The sequence below is a fragment of the Amycolatopsis sp. NBC_01480 genome (assembly GCF_036227205.1).
GTDB lineage: Bacteria > Actinomycetota > Actinomycetes > Mycobacteriales > Pseudonocardiaceae > Amycolatopsis.
In genome coordinates, this window is the sequence record NZ_CP109442.1 from 8,045,701 (window position 1) to 8,061,802 (window position 16,102).

Consider the following 16,102-nt stretch of genomic DNA (forward strand, 5'->3'; position numbering starts at 1 on the left):
TCGTCGCATCGGGAACCGGTTCCCGCCCGGCGGCCCGACGGTACTGCCGAGCCCGGCGGAGACGCCATACGGCGGGCGACCTGCTCCGTCGCGGGTCGGGGCAGCCCGGCTACGGTCTGTCCATGACGCACGATGTGCCGGAGCCGGAGTTCCGCACCCGGCTGAGCGAGATCACCGGCTACGAGGGGCCGGCCGGGCGGGCCGGCGGAATCGAGGAGACGCTCGCCCGGGCGTGTGCGGTTCTCGGGGTCGACACGGCGACGGTGCTGCGGCACGAACCTCCCTCGCAGCACCTGGTCGCCATCGCCGCGGCCGGTCTCGAGGAGGAGGTCTACCAGGGTGTGCGGGTGTCGGTGGGCGCCGGGTTCGCCGGCACTGTGGCCGCGCGCCGCGAGCCGGTCGTCATCGACCGGGTCGACGAGACGACGGTAGTGAACTCCCTGCTGTGGGAACGCGGCCTGCGCACGATGCTCGGCGTGCCGATGCTCGCCGGCGCCGAGCTGGTCGGTGTCCTGCACGTCGGGTCCGTGGACCAGCGCCGGTTCACCACCACCGACATCGAGGTCGTCCGGTTGCTCGCCGACCACCTGGCGGCCGTCCTGCGATCCGAGACCCTGCGGCAGAACCAGGCAGCGACCATCGCGCTGCAGCGCAGCCTGCTGCCGGGCAAGCTGCCCGAGATCGACGGCCTCCGCGCGGCCGCCCGCTACGTACCGGGTGCCGGCGCGGGACTGGGCGGGGACTGGTACGACCTCTTCCGGCTGCCCGGAGACCGGCTCGGCATCGTGATGGGCGACGTGTCGGGCCACGGCCTGGACGCGGCGGTGATCATGGGCCGCCTCCGCAGCGCCCTGCGCGCCTATGCCCTGGACTGCGACGACCCGGCCGAGGTGCTCGGCAAGCTGGACCGCAAGGCCAATCATTTCGAACACGGCGTGATGGCGACGGTGGCCTACGGCGTGCTCGACGCCGGGCACGAGCAGCTGGCGCTGTCACTGGCCGGGCACCTGCCGCCGGTCGTGGTCTCGGCGGGCCGCCCGGCCGGGCTCGTGACCGCTCCGGCCGACCCGCCGATCGGCCTGAGCCTCGGGACGCCCCGCCGGCGCACCACCATGGTGCCGCTGGCGCCGGGCACCGTCGCTGCGTTCTACACCGACGGCCTCGTCGAGCGCCGGGACCGGCCGGTCGACGAGGGGATGCGGCAGCTCACCGAGCTGCTCCGGGTCGAGGACCCGGAGCGGGCCTGTTCGCGCGTCATGGCCGCGATGGTGGGCGCCCGGCCCTCGCCGGACGACGTCGCGCTGGTGGTGCTCCTGCGCCCGGCCGGGCCGTGATTCACGGCGCGGCCAGGGCCTGCTCCAGCGTGCGGTAGAGCGGCAGGCCCGGCTCCAGCCCGGTGAGCTGGATCGGGCGCAGGGTCGCGCGTCCGGACGCGACGATCCGCAGCTCGGTGCCGGCCGGCATGCCCCGCCGGATGGTCAGTAGCGCGGTCAAGCCCGGCGAGGCCAGGAACTCCACCGCGGTCAGATCGAGCACCAGCACCGGGGGCGCCTCGGTGAGGACCTCGGCGACTGCCGCCGTCATGCGCGGGGCGGTGCACGTGTCGACGTCGCCGCTCACCGCCAGTACGGCCGCCGGGGGCCGGTCGGCCCGTCCGATGCGGAGCGTCCCCGGTGGGTCGGTCGCAGGATCAGTCAGCTCGCTCATCACAGTTCCCGTGCTCGGCCGCCCGGCTCACGCCGTGGGCAGGAAAGGTCCAGGGCTGGCTGCTCAACCCAGGTCATCATGCCCGGGCGGTGCCGTCTTCGCACGGGAACGGGCGAGCGCCCGACGGTGGCCCAACAAGCGAAGCACTGACCGGCGGCCTACCTTCGATGGCCATGACCGACATCACCAGCCTGATCCTCGACGACCACGATCGGTTCCGCCGGGCCTTCGCCGAGCTGGACGACCTGGACTCCCCGGACGAGCTGGCGCGGGCGTGGGCGCCCCTCGCGACACTGCTGGACCTGCACGCCGCGGCCGAGGAAGCCGTCTTCTACCCCGAGCTGATCCAGCGCGGCGCCGACGCGGAGGACGAGACACTCGACGCCGTCGGCGACCACAACGACATCCGCGACGCGGTCGCTGAAACCAGGCGGCACCCGGCCGGCAGCGCGGCCTGGCAGGCCGCGGTACGCCAGGCCCGCACGGCCAACAGCGAGCACATGGCCGAAGAGGAGGACGACGCGCTCGCCGACTTCCGCCGGCACGCCGGCCCGGGGCTGCGCGAAGAGCTCGGCCGCAGGTTCCTCGCGTTCAAGGCCGAGCACGAGGACGGCCGCGGCATCGACACCGGCGACGTCGACCCGGAGCGCTACGTCGCCAAGCAGGAGGAAAAGGCCGGCAAGGACACCCCGCAAGACGGTTCGCTCGGCATCGGCGGACTGAAGGAGCGGTGAACACGATGAACCACCTCATGCGCTGACTCGCGCCGATCCCGGCCGAAGGCTGACGCCGGATCACCGCGCCCGCCCCATCGACGCCCGGAGAGCGCGCGCTGCAACGGGATCGATGGAGGCCTGGCGTCCGGGCCTGCCGTGCGCCACGATCACGACCGTCTACATGAGACACTCGGATGCCGGCGGCCCGCATGGTCTTCGCTCGGTCGACAGAACCGGGTGATGGCCGGGCGTGTGGGGGTAGGCGTGCCTGGCCCGGGTGTGGTCCCGGAAAGCCAGCTGACGGTTCTGGTGATAAGACGGTGAGAGCTGGGTAAGAAACGAACCTTCGAGGGTGTCGTCCGATGATCGGCTCCGGTATACCTGTTTGCGCCACATCGTGTAAGTAATTGGCCAACTGCGCACTGTCACCGGTGTTGTTGTGGTGCGCTTCCGGCATTGACGTCGAACCCATTCTCGGTGACGGCCGTCGCTGCCCGTTTATGCCCGTTGTCCCCCATTCAGACCGTGAGTCCTTTGTGGAGGAAAAATGAACCGGCTCGATCATGCCCGCGGCCATGCGCTCGGGCTGTTCCGTATCGTCCTGGGTTTTCTGTTCGCCTGTCACGGTGTGAAGACGCTCTTCGGGCTGCTGGGCGCGCACGCGCCGGCGGTGGTCGGGGCCTGGCCTGGCTGGTGGGCCGCGGTCATCCAGCTGGTCGGGGGCACACTGGTGCTGCTGGGCGTCGGCACACGGGTCGCGGCGTTGATCAGTTCGGGGTCCATGGCGTTCGCCTATTTCAGCGTGCACGTGCTCCAGGGGATCTGGCCGATCACCAACGGGGGCGAGGCGTCGGTGCTGTTTTGCTGGGCGTTCCTGCTGATCGCGTTCACCGGGCCGGGCCGGTTCGCGCTGGGCTCGGTTTTCTCCTCTTCGCGCGCGACCGCCCAGCAGGCGGCGGCCGCGTCCCAGGCCTGAACTTTTGGCGACATATTCGGAAAGGAAGAGATTCGTGAGTGCTGTGACCACTACGGCCACCTCGGGTGCTGCCGGAACCCTGTCCGGGACGGATGGGCGGCGGCTGCGCGGGGCGGCTGCGGTCCGGATCGGCTACGGCGTCGTGTGGGCGATCGATGCGAGTTTCAAGTGGCTTCCCGGGTTCATCCATGGTCAGACGCTGGACAAGGAGCTGGGCAAGGCGAGCAAGATCGACGTGCCGGTGCTGCACCAGTGGCTTCAGCTGTGGCATTCGGTGGCTGGGGTGAATCCCGGTTTGTTCGCGGTCGGCACGGCTGTGGTCGAGACGCTGATCGCGCTCGGGCTGATCTTCGGTGTGTTCTCCAATCTCGTTTTCCTTGGCAGCGCGGTGTTCTCGTTCGGGATCTGGTCGACCGCGGAGGCTTTCCACCTGCCGTGGAACACGCCGGGAATCACTGACCTCGGTCCGTCGGTGGCGTACATTTTTGCTTCTCTCGCGTTGTTCTGCGCGGCCGCGGGATCGGTGTGGAGTCTCGACCGGCGGCTTCGGCCGAAGCTGGGCCGCCTGTCGTGGCTGGCCGGCTCGACCGTGGAGTAGACCGGTGGGCTCGGCCGTCAGGCGATGCTCTCCGGGCATACCGGGAGATTGGGGACGGGGCAACGGGTTCGCCGGCAAGGAGAGCCTAGGCTGATCGCGCGGATCAGCGTTCGGGTAAGAACACGGTAAGAATCAAGCGGCAATTCTTCTTGCGGCCGACCGACGCCGCCGGAACTGTTCCCAGCAATTTCAAAGGAAGGCCGTTCACACTGGGATTCAGACGGCGAAAGGAACGCTCCCATGGACCCCAGGACCCAGGACCGGATGGCCCGGCGCGAGAACGGACGGCACAAGGTCGCGGTGCTGACCGCGGTGGCCGCGGTCGCCGGGGTGGCCGCGGCCGGCGGATTCGGGCTGGTGCTGTCCGGCGGAACGAGCGGGGCGTCGACCGGGACGACAACCGGCAGCACCGGTTACTCCACCGATTCCGGCACGCAGTCACAGGACCAGCTGCAGGCGCCGGCGGCCAACCCCGGATCGGGCAGCGGTGCCCAGTCGCACACCGGCTCGGGTGCGTCGTGACCGCGTGCGCGAGTTTCCCGGCGCTGGGCACGACCGCCCAGGTCGTCGTGACCGACCCGGGTGTGCTCGACGCGGCGGCCGAGCTGCTGCGCCGCGAACTCGGCGAGGTCGATCTCGCCTGCAGCCGGTTTCGGCCTGACTCGGAGATCTCGCGGCTGCACCGCGCCGCCGGGCGGCCGGTCGTGGTCGGCCCCCTGCTCGCGGACGCGCTTGAGGCGGCCCTGCGCGCTGCGCGCCTGACCGATGGCCTGGTCGACCCCACGGTCGGCGCGGCCGTGCGGGAACTGGGGTACGACCGGGACTTCGCCGCCCTGCCCGAGGATTCCGGCAGTGCGCGGTCCGAAGCCGTGCCCGCGCCCGGCTGGCACCGGGTGATGTTCGATCCCGCGACGGCGACCGTGGTCCTGCCGCGGCGGGTCCACCTCGATCTGGGGGCCACGGCGAAGGCGCTGGCCGCGGACCGGGCCGCGGGGGCGATCCACCGGACGCTGGGGTGCGGCACGCTGGTCAACCTCGGTGGCGACCTCAGCGTCGCGGGCGCCGCGCCGATCGGCGGCTGGCGCGTCGGCGTCGGGGACGACCACGTCACGGCCGCCGACCGGCCCGAAACCACGGTGACGCTGTACGGCGGCGGTCTGGCGACGTCGGGCACGACCCGGCGGCGCTGGCGTCGAGCGGGGGAGACGGTGCATCACATCGTGGACCCGCGCACCGGCCGCAACCCCGCCGGCCGCTGGCGGACGGTGAGCGTCACCGCACTGTCCTGTGTGGACGCCAACACCGCCGCCACGGCCGCGATCGTGCTCGGCGAATCCGCGCCGGGCTGGCTGGCCGCCCGGCGGCTCCCCGCCCGGCTGGTGGCGTCCGACGGCGCGGAGACCCTGGTCGCCGGCTGGCCGCGCGATGAGCCCGCCGAACCGGCGGTGGCGTGATGGGACCGGCGTTGTGGTACTTCAGCCGGGCGACCGGCTTGGTGTCGCTGGGCTTGTTCACGATCGTCATGGTGCTGGGCGCCCTCGGGGCCGGCCGGTTCGAACGCCGCGGCTGGTCCCGGCTGACCCTGGCCGCGCTCCACCGCAGCCTCGCACTGACCAGCGTGGTGTTCATCGCGATCCACATCGTCAGCGCGGTGGCCGACAGTTACGTGTCGCTGCACTGGATCGACGTGGTGCTGCCGTTCGTGTCGTCGTACCAGCCGTTCTGGGTCGGGATCGGCGCGATGGCCGTCGACCTCCTGATCGCCATCGTGGTCACCAGCCTGCTGCGCACCCGGATCTCGTTCCGGGCCTGGAAAGCGGTGCACTGGCTGGCCTACCTCTGCTGGCCGGTCGCGCTGGTGCACGGGATCGGCATGGCCCAGGCCGACTCGAACCGGGGCTGGATCCTGACCTACGAGGTGCTCTGCGTCCTGGCCGTCCTCATCGCCGCCGGCGCGCGGGTGATGACCAGCCATCCCGACACCGAAGCCCGCAAACTCTCCCCACTCCAGAGGTGATGTGATGACCACGTTCACCCCGATGGCGCGCGCCCTGCCGGCCCGCCGGCTCGGCCTCGCCGGTCACGAACAGGCCCACGGTGTGCTGCCCCTGGCCGCGTTCGACGGCCGGGAGGGCCGCCGCCGGCTCATCGCCGAAGTCACCGCGGCCGGCCTGCGCGGACGCGGCGGCGGCGGCTTCCCGACCGCCCGCAAACTGGCGGCCGTGCGCGGCCGGAGGCCGATCGTCGTCGCCAACGGCTGTGAAGGCGATCCGTTGAGCAGCAAGGACCGGACCCTGCTCGGGCTCGCCCCGCACCTGGTGCTCGACGGCATCCAGCTGGCCGCGCACGCGGTCGCCGCCACGGAGGCCGTTTTGTGCCTGCACGAGGGCAGCCGCGCCCGGGCGAGTGTCGAGGGCGCGCTCGCGGAGCGCCGCGCGGACCCGGTGCCGGTCCGGATCGTCGACGTGCCGCCGCGTTACGTCGCGAGCGAGGAGTCCGCGCTCGTGCACTACCTGACCACCGGCGACGCCCGCCCCACGGGCAAGGAGCCCCGGCCCGCCGAACGCGGCGTCGACCGCCGGCCGACGCTCGTGGACAACGTCGACACCCTGGCCCAGCTCGCGCTGATCGCCAGGCAGGGGGCCGGCACCTACCGCCGGACCCGGATGGACCTGGTGACGATCAACGGGGCGGTGCGCCAGGCCGGCGTCCTCGAGGTTCCGCCGGAGACCACCGCCGCCGAGCTGATCGGCTACGCGGGCGGGCCGGCGCGGCCGGTCCAGGCCGTGCTGATGGGCGGCTACGGCGGGACGTGGCTCCCGTGGACCGCCGCCACCGCGGCGGGGCCCGCGGTCGGCGCGGCGCCGGGGATCGCCTCGATGCACGTGCTGCCGGCCTCGGCCTGCGGGCTCGCCTTCACCGCGAAAGTGCTGACCCATCTCGCCGACGAATCCGCGCGCCAGTGCGGTCCGTGCATGTTCGGGCTGCCCGCCATCGCGGCGGACCTCACCGGCCTGGTGGCCGGGGACCGGCACACGCTCGGCCGCCTGGAGCGGCGGCTGCCGTTGGTCACCGGCCGGGGCGCGTGCGCCCATCCCGACGGCGCGGTCCGGCTCGCGGCCAGCGCGTTGCGGGTGTTCGGCCAGGACGTCACCGCGCACCTGCGGGAGCGCCGGTGCACCGCGCACTACGGGGGTTCCCGATGACGAAGTCACGCACGCTGCTGCGGATTGACCCGATCGGGTGCCGGGCCCACGGGTTGTGCGCCGAGGGACTGCCGGAGCTGATCCACCTCGACGAATGGGGCTACCCCGTGCTTCGCGGCGATGAGGTGCCCCCGTCTCTGGTGGCCGAAGCGCGCCGCGCGGCCGCTGCCTGCCCGACCCTGGCGATGCGTCTGCGCAGGGACCCGGCCGGGCAGTGACAATGGCGGGCATGGACGGCGACGCGGTACCGGCCAGGCTGCTGCTGGTCGAGGACGAACGCGAGCTGAGCGACATGCTCACGAGACTGCTGGCCGCCGAAGGCTACGTGGTCGACGTCGCCGCGGACGGGCAGCGCGGCCTGCACTACGGGCTCACCCGCGCCTACGACGTCGTCGTCCTCGACCGCGGCCTGCCCGCCATCGAGGGCCTCGACCTGCTCGCCCGGTGGCGAAGCCGCGGGATGACCGCCCCGGTGCTGGTGCTGTCCGCGCTGGGCAACCCCACCGACCGGGTCGCGGGCCTCGACGCGGGCGCGGAGGACTACCTCGCCAAGCCGTTTCATCTCGAGGAGCTGTTCGCGCGCCTGCGATCGCTGCGGCGCAGGCACCTCGACACGGCCCGGGTGCTGCCGCTGCCCGGCGGCTCCCTGGACATCGACAGCAGGCTGGCCACCATCGACGACCGCCCGGTCTCCTTGTCCGAGCGGGAATGCGCGCTGCTGGCCACCCTGGCCGCGCGGCCGGCCCAGGTGTTCACCCGGAGTGATCTGCAGGCGCTCGTGTTCGACGACGCCGGTCCGGAAGTGGTCGAGACCTACGTGCACTACCTGCGGCGCAAGCTCGGCTCCGGCGTTGTCCTGACCGTGCGCGGCCGCGGGTACCAGCTCGGCGTCGCCAGGTGAGGTCCGCTGACGAAACCTCGTTGCGCCGCACCGCTTTCCGGGTGGGCGCGCAGACCACCCTGGCTGTCGCCATCACCGTGCTCGTCCTCGGCGCCATCTCCGTGCTGATGGTGCTGCGCAGCCAGAAGTCCGTGGACGACGACGCGATCTCCGCCGCGCTGGCCAACGCCGACGACGTCGTCGATCCGCCGGCCGGGACCTGGCTGCTGATCCTGCACCAGGGCGGCGTGACGGTGAGCCCGGGCCTGCCGCCGGGCGCAGCCGACGAGCCGCAGCTCAGCCGGAGCGCCGCCGGCGGGACCTCGGTGACCGAGGACCGGTCGGTGAAAGGCCGCGAGTACCGCGTGCGCACGGATCCGCGCCCCGGCGGCGGCGCGGCCCAGGTCGTCCTGGATCTCACCCGGGACCACGTCCAGCGCACCAAACTCATCGAGGCCCTCATGCTCGTCGGCGCGGCGGGCCTGCTGCCCGCCGCCGGCATCGGCGTCTGGCTCGGCCGCCGGGCGGTGGTGCCGATGGCCGGCGTGCTGGTCCGCCAGCGCCGTTTCGTCGCCGACGCCGGGCACGAGCTGCGCACCCCGGTCACCCTGCTGAGCACCAGGGCCCAGCTGATCCAGCGAGCCCTGCGCACCGGCACCGACGTCACCGACGACGTGGACAAACTCGTCCGGGACGCCGACCACCTCGCCGCCATCCTCGACGACCTGCTCATCGCCGCCGACCCACGCGAGAAAGCCGCACCCGAACCTGTCGACCTGGCCGACGTCGCAGCTCGGGTGACGGACGCCGCGAGCGCCGAAGCCCAGGCCCACCGGATCCGGATCACCGTCCATTCGGGCGGCCCCACCGAGGTACGCGGCTCCGGCACCAGCCTGAGCCGGGCGGTCACCGCGCTGGTGGACAACGCCGTCCGCCACGCGCGCAGCGAGGTGGTGCTCACGGTGAGCACCACCCGGCGCCGCGCGGAACTCGACATCTCCGACGACGGGCCCGGCATCGACCCGGACATCCTGCCCAGCCTCTTCGACCGCTTCGCCACCGCTCCGGCCGATCGCCAGACCGGCGTCCGCCGCCGGTACGGGCTCGGCCTCGCCCTGGTCAGCGAGATCGCCGCCCGGCACGGCGGGTCCATCACCGCCACCAACACCGGCCACGGCGCCCGGTTCCGGCTGAGCCTGCCGGCGGCTCCGGAAAGGTCCCCGGATTCCGGATCGTCCTGACTGGCCGGGAAAACCGCACTGTTCCCAGGAATCCCCAAGAACTCGCGGCCAGACTGGCGACCGCCGACCGACTACGGAGGGATTTCCGCCATGAGCCGTTCGCCCCGCCGCCGGGCCGTCCTGCGCGATCAGGCGCGTCGACGCGCTGCCATCACCCATCGCTGGACGGTGGCGGCCGGCAGCGCCTTGACCGTCGTCTTCGGGGTCACGCTGTCGCAGCACGCCGCCGCCACGACCGCGCCGGTCCAGCCCGGCCCCGCGACGCCGTCCCAACCGGCGACCAGCGGGCCGCCGGCCGCGCCGGAGTCCACATCGGACTCGGCCGCGACGTCTTCCCCCAGCACCACACCGTCCGCGGCGCCGACCCGGACGCCGACCCTGCAACCACCGGTACAGCCTCCCGTCGCCACCAGCCGGAGGGCCGCGAAGTCCGGCGGCTCGTGAACCCCCGTGCCGGGTCCAGGAGGTTCCGGGCGATCGGGACGACCGCCGAGATCGTGGTCACCGATCCGTCCCGAATGGACATCGCCGAGCGCGTCCTGCGCGAGGAACTGTGCGCGATCGACGAGGCCTGCAGCCGGTTCCGGGCCGACTCGGAGATTTCGCGGCTCCACGAGCGGGCCGGTGCCGCGGCCGGGATCAGCCCGCTGCTGACCGAGGCGCTGTCCGTGGCGTTGCGTGCCGCGGACCTGACCGGCGGCCTCGTCGACCCCACGGTCGGCCGGGCGGTCCGGGACCTCGGTTATGACCGGGACTTCGACCGGCTGGACCGGGACGGCACGGCCCCGGCCGTGCCCCCGGCGCCGGTGCCGGGCTGGTGGCGGATCCGGCTGGACGCCGAACGGCACGAGGTCGTGCTGCCCCGCGGCGTGCTGCTGGATCTCGGCGCCACGGCCAAGGCCTGGGCGGCCGACCGTGCCGCGGCCCGTGCCGCGGACGCCACCGGCTGCGGCGTGCTGGTCGGCCTCGGCGGGGATATCGCCGTCGCGGGCCGATCCCCGAGGCACGGCTGGGGAATCTCCGTCGGCGATGACCACGCCCGCACCGATCCCGAGTGTGATCCGGCTGTCGCCATCAGCTGCGGCGGGCTCGCCACCTCGAGCACCACCTGCCGCGCCTGGCAGCGAGCCGGCCGGGCGGTGCACCACATCGTCGATCCCCGCACGGGAGACATCCCCGAGCGGGTGTGGCGCACCGTCAGTGTCACGGCGGCCACCTGCGTCGATGCCAACAGCGCGACCACCGCGGCGATCGTGCTCGGCCACCAGGCGATCGACTGGCTCACCGAGCACCGCCTGCCGGCCCGGCTGGTCTCGGTGGACGGCCGGGTGCGCACCGTCGCGGGCTGGCCCGCGGACTGAACCTCGGCGGCCGCGGGCTTCGCTCAGGTGCGGGCCGTCTCAGGTGCGGGTCGTCTCAAGTGCGGGCAGTGGCGTGCCGTGGTGAGCTGTGGTGGTTGTGCTGCAGGCCGCCGTTCGTCCACGCCGTGGAACCGCCGAGCAGGACCGCACCGGTGACGGCGGCGGCGACCAGTGTGGTGAGCACCACCGCGGCCCGCGACGGCCGTCCCGGCACCCGCTCGCCGCCGGCGCGCGGGGCGGTGATGATGCGCATCGCGGGGACCAGCCGGGCCGGCAGGTGCAGCCCCGTCACGACCGCCCAGACGAGGAAGGTGCCCTGGTGGATGCTGACCGCGCTGATGTCCTGACCGAACACGGTGATCAGCGCGGTCCGGCTCGGGACCGGCCCGAGCGCGACGAGCGCGAGCCCGGACCCCAGGACGGCGAGGGTGAACAGCACGACCAGCGGTCCCAGCAGCCGCAGCGGCATCGGCGGGGGACCGGCTCGCCGGTAGGCCGGGCGCTTGCGGTAGTACCCGATGACGCGCCAGCCGGTGGTCGCGGTTTTCAGCAGGGCCGGGGGAACCAGCAGGGCGCCGACGACGATGTGCCAGCCGATGAGCCCGTCGAGGTTGAGCAGGCTGGCCAGTTCGGCGAGGAACAGGGCGAGCAGGAGGACGCCGGTCCACGCGGTCAGCCGGGCGTTGCCGGCCGGGCCGCCGGTGCGGGGCAGAACCGGGTCGGCGCGGCGTTCGCGGCCGGTGGCCTCGGCGAGCGTGCCGGCCGCCCAGTGCTCCAGTTTCACGGCGACTTCTCCCTTGTCCGGTGCCACCATCCCGCCGGCCAGGGGCCGGTGAACCCCAGTGTCGCCGGGCAGTCTTGGGACTTCCTGGGAAGTCCGGCGCCCGCGCCGGGCCGGGGCGTGCCCGAGGTCACACCTCACGTCCGGAACCGGGGACCGCTCCGCAGCGACTACCGACGTCGGCCGGAAGGTCATCGGATACCGCAGCGAAAGGTGCCGGCATGAGAACTGCGCCATGGACGAGCTGACCCGCCTCGCGGTCGCCGCGCGCCACGGCGACCCGCAGGCGATGGGCGCCTTCATCGCGGCCGGGCAACGGCAGGTGCGATCGTTGTGCGCGTACCTGGTGGACGAGGTCTCCGCGGACGATCTGGCCCAGGAGACCTATCTGCGGGTCTTCCGCGCGTTGCCGGCCTTCCGGCAGGAGTCCTCCGCCCGCACCTGGCTGCTGGCCATCGCGCGGCGCGTGTGCATGGACGAGCTGCGGCTGCGGACCCGCCGCCGCCGGCAGGAGACACTGGTGGCCGGGCCCGCGGACGCCGAGCCGGACCGGTCCCGGGACACCGACCAGGTCGAGGTCCGGGAAGTGCTCGGCCACCTGCCGCCGGCCCGCCGGGACGCTTTTGTGCTCACCCAGATGCTCGGGCTGTCCTATGAGGACGCCGCGCGGATCTGCGAGTGCCCGGTCGGCACCATCCGCTCCCGGGTGGCCAGGGCCCGCGTGGATCTCATCGAAGCCCTCGGCCTGGTAGCGGGCGCAGACGGAAGGCACAGCGCACGAACCGCGTCGAGGATCCGACCGGACGGCAGGCAATGACCGGGATGGGCCCGTCGCCATCCACGCGGTGGCGGGGGAAGGGTTGGTACCAGTGAGAAATCGGGACAGCGGACCGGAAGACGACGGTCCGATGAACTGCGACCGGGTCCGGGAGGAGCTCTCGGCCGCGCTGGACGGCGAGCTGTCCCCGGCAGCGGCCGACCGGCTCGCCGAGCACCTGTCCGGCTGCGCCGACTGCCGGAACTGGCAGGACGCGGCGCACCTGCTCACCCGGCTCGTCCGGCTGACCCCGGCGCGGCCCGGGCCCGACCTGACCCCGCGGATCCTGGATGCCGTGCTGGCCGACCGGGCGGCGCACCGCGGGCCGGACCGGAACCGGCGGCTGGCCCGGATCGGACTGGCCGCCGCCGCGGTGGCCCAGTTCGTCATCATCCTGCCGGCCTTGTTCCTGGGTGACGCCGGAGCCGGCGTGCCGCCGCACGCTTCCCGCGAACTGGGCGCGTTCAACCTCGCCCTCGCGGTGGGCTTCGCCGCGGCCTCGCTGCGGCCGGCCCGCGCCCGGGGAATGCTCCCGCTGGTCGGGGTCGCCACCGGGGCGCTGGTCGTGCTTTCGATCGTCGACACCGCGTACGGCCAGACCACCCTGGCGGCCGAACTGCCGCACGTGATCACGGTCGCCGGCTGGTTGCTGCTGTTCCTGCTGGCCCGCGTGCACCGCGGCGATCCGGACGGGCCGGACCGGGCCGCCGACGACGTGCGTGAAGGTGGCTGGTGGGGCGGTTGGCGCCGGCCGGGCGGTTGGCGCCGGCCGTTCGGCGGTTTCGGCAGGCTGTCGGCCGGTATCTCCACGGCGGTTCGGTTCCCGGCCACCGCGAAGGCCCAGCCCGCGACGGTGCCGTCCGACGACCCGCCCGGCGATTCCGGCCCGGCCAGGATCGCGGCCTGATCCGGCCGGTGCTCGGCTGTGACCAGCACCACGGTCACGGGCTGGAACTGAACGGCTTCCCGCAGCGACTGCCATCCGCGCATCAGGGCAACCGCCGCACGGCGGCCACAGCATCGGAGGGACCGAGATGGACGTCATCGCACGTCATGAATCCGCGAAGGCAGTCACCACGACCGCCGCGGCGCGCAAGTGCGCGGTCGAGGTGATCGGCACGTTTTTCCTGGTTTTCACCATCGGCGCGGCGGTGCGCAGCGGCAGCCCGCTGGCGCCGCTCGCCATCGGCACGAGCCTGATGGTCATGGTCTACGCCGGTGGCCACATCTCCGGCGGCCACTACAACCCCGCGGTCACTCTGGCCGTGCTGGTGCGCGGCCGGATCGGCGTCGCGGACGCGGTCAAGTACTGGCTCAGCCAGCTGGCCGCCGGGCTGCTCGCCGCCCTGGTGGTCCGCGCGATCGTGCCGGCCGCACCGGCCAAGACCCTGACCCTGACCGGGCGCCTGCTGGTGACCGGCCTGGCCGCCGAACTGCTGTTCACCTTCGCGCTGGCCTACGTCGTGCTCAACGTGGCCACCAGCAAGCACCACCCGGATAACTCCTTCTACGGCTTGGCGATCGGCTTCACCGTCGTCGCCGGAGCCGTTGCGGTGGGCGGGATCTCCGGTGGCGTGTTCAACCCCGCGGTCGCCGTCGGCGGTGCCGTGCTGGGCCTGTTCGGCTGGTCTTCGCTGTGGGTCTACCTGGTGGCCGAGCTGGTCGCCGGCGCCGCCGCCGGGTTCGCCTTCCGCGCGCTGAACCCCGACGACAAGCAGGGCTGACCGGGACGGCCCGGCAGGCTCGGGCACAGGGGAGCGGCCGGGAGTCGAAGGCCGTCAGGTGGATCTCGGCGACCTCGTGACGAGGTTTCCTTGCGCCCCAAGGAATTCGACCTCCTGACCGAGTCCCGGCTACGTCCCGGCCGGGGCGGCGACCGGGGTTCCGGGCTGCTGCAGGTCCCGTTCAGCACTTCGAGACTTCGAGCAGGTTCTCGTGCTCGGTCTCGGAGAGGCTGTTCAGCGGGCAGCGCGTTCAGTGCCGGGCCGTTCTCAGGACAGCACTCCCGAATGATGAAGGACCCGGGGTGAGCCGGCGATGATGCGAAAGGCCTTGCGGCACAACGGTTCCGTAGCGTCCCGGTGGCTCAGGCGGCTGGAGCGGTCGCTCCGGTAGCCCGATCGGCTGCAGCTCGACACCTCGGTGTCGTCGCTGCTGCCCTCAGGCCACTCGGCGATGCAGGCGATTGACGACAAGGCGCGCGGGTTCGGCGGTGATCCGCTCGTCGTGCTGCTGAAAACCGCCCAGTCGCGGCAACTGCTGGTCGAGCGCGCCCGCGAGGGCGACGCCGATGCGTTCTCGGTGGTGTACGAGCGGTACGCTGGCACCACCTTCGGGTTCGTGCTGATCCGCACCAGGGACCGCGCGCTCACCGAGGAGATCACCAGCAGACGTTCCTGCGCGCGTTCCGCCGGCTCGAGTCGGTGACCTACCGCGGTGTCTCGGTCCGCGCCTGGCTGATGACGATCGCCCGGAACCTCATCCTCGACGACGCGAAGTCGTACCGGCGCCGGTACGAGACTTTCCTGCCCGAGCACTACGACGCCGTCTCGGCGGCGGAGGTCCGGCAATGCCTGGCGTACCTGACCGACGACCAGCGCGAATGCCTGCGCCTGCGGTTCTACGAAAGCCTGCCGGTGCACGAGGTCGCGAAGATCATGAACCGCAACGAGCCGGCCGTCCGCGGCCTGCAGATGCGCGCCGTCCGCCGGCTGGGCTTGCTGCTGTTTCCGGAACTCGTGCGGTGAACCCGCCTCAGGCGGCGCGGTGGTGTTCGGCGCCGTCCTCGCCGCCGGGGTGGGCGTGGATGAGTGCTTCGGTCAGCCTCGGCAGTGCGTTGATCAGCCGTTGTTCGGCGTCGTGCGCGATCGTGTGGGCTTGGCGCAGGGTGAGGGCCGGGGCGACGTCGAGTTCGGATTCGGCGACGAGGCTGTGCCCGATCCAGCGCAGCCGGATGGTGTCGACCCCGCGGACGCCGGGGGTGGCGGCGAGGGTTTGCTCGGCGGTGTCGACCAGCGCCGGGTCGACCGCGTCGAGCATGCGGGAGAACACTTCCTTAGCCGCGCCCCAGAGCACGGTCAGGATGGCGAGGGTGATGAGCAGGCCGACAACCGGGTCGGCCCAGTGCCAGCCGAGCCGGGAGCCGCCGGCGGCGAGCAGGACCGCGAGGCTGGTGAATCCGTCGGTGCGGGCGTGGAGCCCGTCGGCGACGAGCGCTGCCGAACCGATCCGGCGGCCCACGGTGATGCGGTAGTGGGCGACGATTTCGTTGCCCAGGAACCCGACGAGCCCGGCGGCGGCGACCCAGCCGATCTCGGTCATGTCCCGCGGGTGGAGGATCCGGTCGATCGCGGTCCACGCCGCCAGCACCGCCGAGGCGGCCATGACGAGCAGGATCACCAGGCCCGCGAGGTCTTCGCTGCGGCCGAGCCCGTAGGTGAAGCGCCGCGTCGCCGCCCGCCGCCCGAGCAGGAACGCGATGGCCAGCGGGACGGCGGTCAGCGCGTCGGCGAAGTTGTGCACCGTGTCGCCCAGCAACGCCACCGATCCGCTGATCACCACCACCACGAGCTGGGCCGACGCGGTGACCATCAGGCCCGCGAAGGAGATCCACAACGCCCGCATGCCCCGCACGCTGGCCTCGAGAGCGGAATCGACGAGGTCCGCGCTGTCATGGCTGTGCGGCGTGACCGCGTGCTTGACCCGGCTCCACAGCGAGCCCCGCGGGCCTCGGTGGCCGTGGCCGTGCGCATGCCCGTGGCCATGGCGCTCATCGTGGTCGTGCTGGTCCGGCATGACGGAATCCGCCTTGTGCTCGCG

The 16,102-nt window shown here is 72.6% G+C and carries 21 protein-coding genes; 17 read left to right on the forward strand and 4 right to left on the reverse strand.

The window, feature by feature from the left end; translation table 11 throughout:
* The first annotated feature begins 122 nt into the window (after nt 1-122).
* Entirely contained in the window at nt 123-1,334 is a 1,212-nt protein-coding gene (locus OG371_RS37885; protein WP_329060881.1) for a PP2C family protein-serine/threonine phosphatase, read from the forward strand.
* Nucleotide 1,335: 1 nt separating this feature from the next.
* Here OG371_RS37885 and OG371_RS37890 read toward each other — a convergent pair whose 3' ends face one another.
* Nucleotides 1,336-1,707 carry an STAS domain-containing protein gene (locus tag OG371_RS37890; RefSeq protein WP_329060884.1) on the reverse strand — a complete coding sequence of 124 codons (372 nt, stop codon included), beginning with the start codon at nt 1,705-1,707 and terminating at the stop codon, nt 1,336-1,338.
* Nucleotides 1,708-1,880: 173 nt separating this feature from the next.
* On the opposite strand from OG371_RS37890, the gene OG371_RS37895 reads away from it, so the two are divergent.
* From OG371_RS37895 to OG371_RS37940, 10 genes are all read left to right on the forward strand, one after another.
* Nucleotides 1,881-2,441 (forward strand): hemerythrin domain-containing protein, encoded by a 561-nt coding sequence (locus tag OG371_RS37895; protein WP_329060886.1) that lies wholly within the window; start codon nt 1,881-1,883, stop codon nt 2,439-2,441.
* Nucleotides 2,442-2,970: 529 nt separating this feature from the next.
* Entirely contained in the window at nt 2,971-3,399 is a 429-nt protein-coding gene (locus OG371_RS37900) for a DoxX family protein (RefSeq protein ID WP_329060887.1), read from the forward strand.
* A gap of 34 nt (nt 3,400-3,433) precedes the next feature.
* Complete coding sequence (locus OG371_RS37905) at nt 3,434-3,997, forward strand: DoxX family protein (RefSeq protein ID WP_329060890.1); 564 nt, start codon at nt 3,434-3,436, stop codon at nt 3,995-3,997.
* 240 nt (nt 3,998-4,237) lie between these two features.
* The gene (locus OG371_RS37910; protein ID WP_329060892.1) at nt 4,238-4,519 is read left to right on the forward strand and encodes a hypothetical protein; all 282 of its coding nucleotides are present in this window, start codon (nt 4,238-4,240) and stop codon (nt 4,517-4,519) included.
* Nucleotides 4,516-5,451: an FAD:protein FMN transferase gene (locus OG371_RS37915; RefSeq protein ID WP_329060894.1), complete on the forward strand. Its 936-nt coding sequence runs from the start codon at nt 4,516-4,518 to the stop codon at nt 5,449-5,451. The genes OG371_RS37910 and OG371_RS37915 overlap by 4 nt, the downstream gene beginning before the upstream one ends.
* Nucleotides 5,451-6,014, forward strand: coding sequence for a ferric reductase-like transmembrane domain-containing protein (locus tag OG371_RS37920; RefSeq protein WP_329060896.1), 564 nt, complete (start codon nt 5,451-5,453; stop codon nt 6,012-6,014). Before OG371_RS37915 ends, OG371_RS37920 begins: the two co-directional genes overlap by 1 nt.
* A gap of 4 nt (nt 6,015-6,018) precedes the next feature.
* Entirely contained in the window at nt 6,019-7,203 is a 1,185-nt protein-coding gene (locus OG371_RS37925) for an NADH-ubiquinone oxidoreductase-F iron-sulfur binding region domain-containing protein (protein ID WP_329060898.1), read from the forward strand.
* On the forward strand, nt 7,200-7,421 hold the full coding sequence (locus tag OG371_RS37930; RefSeq protein WP_329060900.1) for a ferredoxin: 222 nt from the start codon (nt 7,200-7,202) through the stop codon (nt 7,419-7,421). Before OG371_RS37925 ends, OG371_RS37930 begins: the two co-directional genes overlap by 4 nt.
* An 11-nt stretch (nt 7,422-7,432) precedes the next feature.
* Nucleotides 7,433-8,104, forward strand: coding sequence for a response regulator transcription factor (locus tag OG371_RS37935; RefSeq protein WP_329060902.1), 672 nt, complete (start codon nt 7,433-7,435; stop codon nt 8,102-8,104).
* Nucleotides 8,101-9,324 carry a sensor histidine kinase gene (locus tag OG371_RS37940; protein ID WP_329060905.1) on the forward strand — a complete coding sequence of 408 codons (1,224 nt, stop codon included), beginning with the start codon at nt 8,101-8,103 and terminating at the stop codon, nt 9,322-9,324. The genes OG371_RS37935 and OG371_RS37940 overlap by 4 nt, the downstream gene beginning before the upstream one ends.
* 128 nt (nt 9,325-9,452) lie before the next feature.
* On the opposite strand, the gene OG371_RS37945 is transcribed toward OG371_RS37940, so the two are convergent.
* The gene (locus OG371_RS37945; RefSeq protein WP_329060907.1) at nt 9,453-9,668 is read right to left on the reverse strand and encodes a hypothetical protein; all 216 of its coding nucleotides are present in this window, start codon (nt 9,666-9,668) and stop codon (nt 9,453-9,455) included.
* 96 nt (nt 9,669-9,764) lie between these two features.
* On the opposite strand from OG371_RS37945, the gene OG371_RS37950 reads away from it, so the two are divergent.
* On the forward strand, nt 9,765-10,685 hold the full coding sequence (locus OG371_RS37950; RefSeq protein WP_329060909.1) for an FAD:protein FMN transferase: 921 nt from the start codon (nt 9,765-9,767) through the stop codon (nt 10,683-10,685).
* A gap of 55 nt (nt 10,686-10,740) precedes the next feature.
* On the opposite strand, the gene OG371_RS37955 is transcribed toward OG371_RS37950, so the two are convergent.
* Nucleotides 10,741-11,469, reverse strand: a complete 729-nt coding sequence (locus tag OG371_RS37955; protein WP_329060912.1) for a hypothetical protein — start codon at nt 11,467-11,469, stop codon at nt 10,741-10,743.
* A gap of 232 nt (nt 11,470-11,701) precedes the next feature.
* Between OG371_RS37955 and OG371_RS37960 the strand changes: the two genes are divergently transcribed.
* The 5 genes from OG371_RS37960 to OG371_RS37980 all read left to right on the forward strand — a co-directional run bounded on the left by OG371_RS37960 (nt 11,702) and on the right by OG371_RS37980 (nt 15,030).
* Nucleotides 11,702-12,283, forward strand: coding sequence for a sigma-70 family RNA polymerase sigma factor (locus OG371_RS37960; protein ID WP_329060914.1), 582 nt, complete (start codon nt 11,702-11,704; stop codon nt 12,281-12,283).
* 91 nt (nt 12,284-12,374) lie between these two features.
* On the forward strand, nt 12,375-13,190 hold the full coding sequence (locus tag OG371_RS37965; RefSeq protein WP_329060916.1) for a zf-HC2 domain-containing protein: 816 nt from the start codon (nt 12,375-12,377) through the stop codon (nt 13,188-13,190).
* A gap of 127 nt (nt 13,191-13,317) precedes the next feature.
* A complete protein-coding gene (locus tag OG371_RS37970) occupies nt 13,318-14,007 on the forward strand; it encodes an MIP/aquaporin family protein (protein WP_329060918.1) in 690 nt (229 codons plus the stop codon).
* A 418-nt stretch (nt 14,008-14,425) separates the two neighbouring features.
* Nucleotides 14,426-14,710 carry a hypothetical protein gene (locus tag OG371_RS37975; protein WP_329060921.1) on the forward strand — a complete coding sequence of 95 codons (285 nt, stop codon included), beginning with the start codon at nt 14,426-14,428 and terminating at the stop codon, nt 14,708-14,710.
* Nucleotides 14,707-15,030, forward strand: a complete 324-nt coding sequence (locus tag OG371_RS37980) for an RNA polymerase sigma factor (protein WP_329060922.1) — start codon at nt 14,707-14,709, stop codon at nt 15,028-15,030. Before OG371_RS37975 ends, OG371_RS37980 begins: the two co-directional genes overlap by 4 nt.
* Before the next feature lie 7 nt (nt 15,031-15,037).
* Here OG371_RS37980 and OG371_RS37985 read toward each other — a convergent pair whose 3' ends face one another.
* Complete coding sequence (locus tag OG371_RS37985; RefSeq protein WP_329060925.1) at nt 15,038-16,078, reverse strand: cation diffusion facilitator family transporter; 1,041 nt, start codon at nt 16,076-16,078, stop codon at nt 15,038-15,040.
* Nucleotides 16,079-16,102 lie beyond the last annotated feature (24 nt).

Coding starts and splice junctions, on each gene's coding strand:
- OG371_RS37885 (WP_329060881.1), top strand. CDS start 123: ATGACGCACGATGTGCCGGAGCCGGAGTTCCGCACCCGGCTGAGCGAG.
- OG371_RS37890 (WP_329060884.1), bottom strand. CDS start 1,707: ATGAGCGAGCTGACTGATCCTGCGACCGACCCACCGGGGACGCTCCGC.
- OG371_RS37895 (WP_329060886.1), top strand. CDS start 1,881: ATGACCGACATCACCAGCCTGATCCTCGACGACCACGATCGGTTCCGC.
- OG371_RS37900 (WP_329060887.1), top strand. CDS start 2,971: ATGAACCGGCTCGATCATGCCCGCGGCCATGCGCTCGGGCTGTTCCGT.
- OG371_RS37910 (WP_329060892.1), top strand. CDS start 4,238: ATGGACCCCAGGACCCAGGACCGGATGGCCCGGCGCGAGAACGGACGG.
- OG371_RS37920 (WP_329060896.1), top strand. CDS start 5,451: ATGGGACCGGCGTTGTGGTACTTCAGCCGGGCGACCGGCTTGGTGTCG.
- OG371_RS37925 (WP_329060898.1), top strand. CDS start 6,019: ATGACCACGTTCACCCCGATGGCGCGCGCCCTGCCGGCCCGCCGGCTC.
- OG371_RS37930 (WP_329060900.1), top strand. CDS start 7,200: ATGACGAAGTCACGCACGCTGCTGCGGATTGACCCGATCGGGTGCCGG.
- OG371_RS37935 (WP_329060902.1), top strand. CDS start 7,433: ATGGACGGCGACGCGGTACCGGCCAGGCTGCTGCTGGTCGAGGACGAA.
- OG371_RS37960 (WP_329060914.1), top strand. CDS start 11,702: ATGGACGAGCTGACCCGCCTCGCGGTCGCCGCGCGCCACGGCGACCCG.
- OG371_RS37965 (WP_329060916.1), top strand. CDS start 12,375: ATGAACTGCGACCGGGTCCGGGAGGAGCTCTCGGCCGCGCTGGACGGC.
- OG371_RS37970 (WP_329060918.1), top strand. CDS start 13,318: ATGGACGTCATCGCACGTCATGAATCCGCGAAGGCAGTCACCACGACC.
- OG371_RS37985 (WP_329060925.1), bottom strand. CDS start 16,078: ATGCCGGACCAGCACGACCACGATGAGCGCCATGGCCACGGGCATGCG.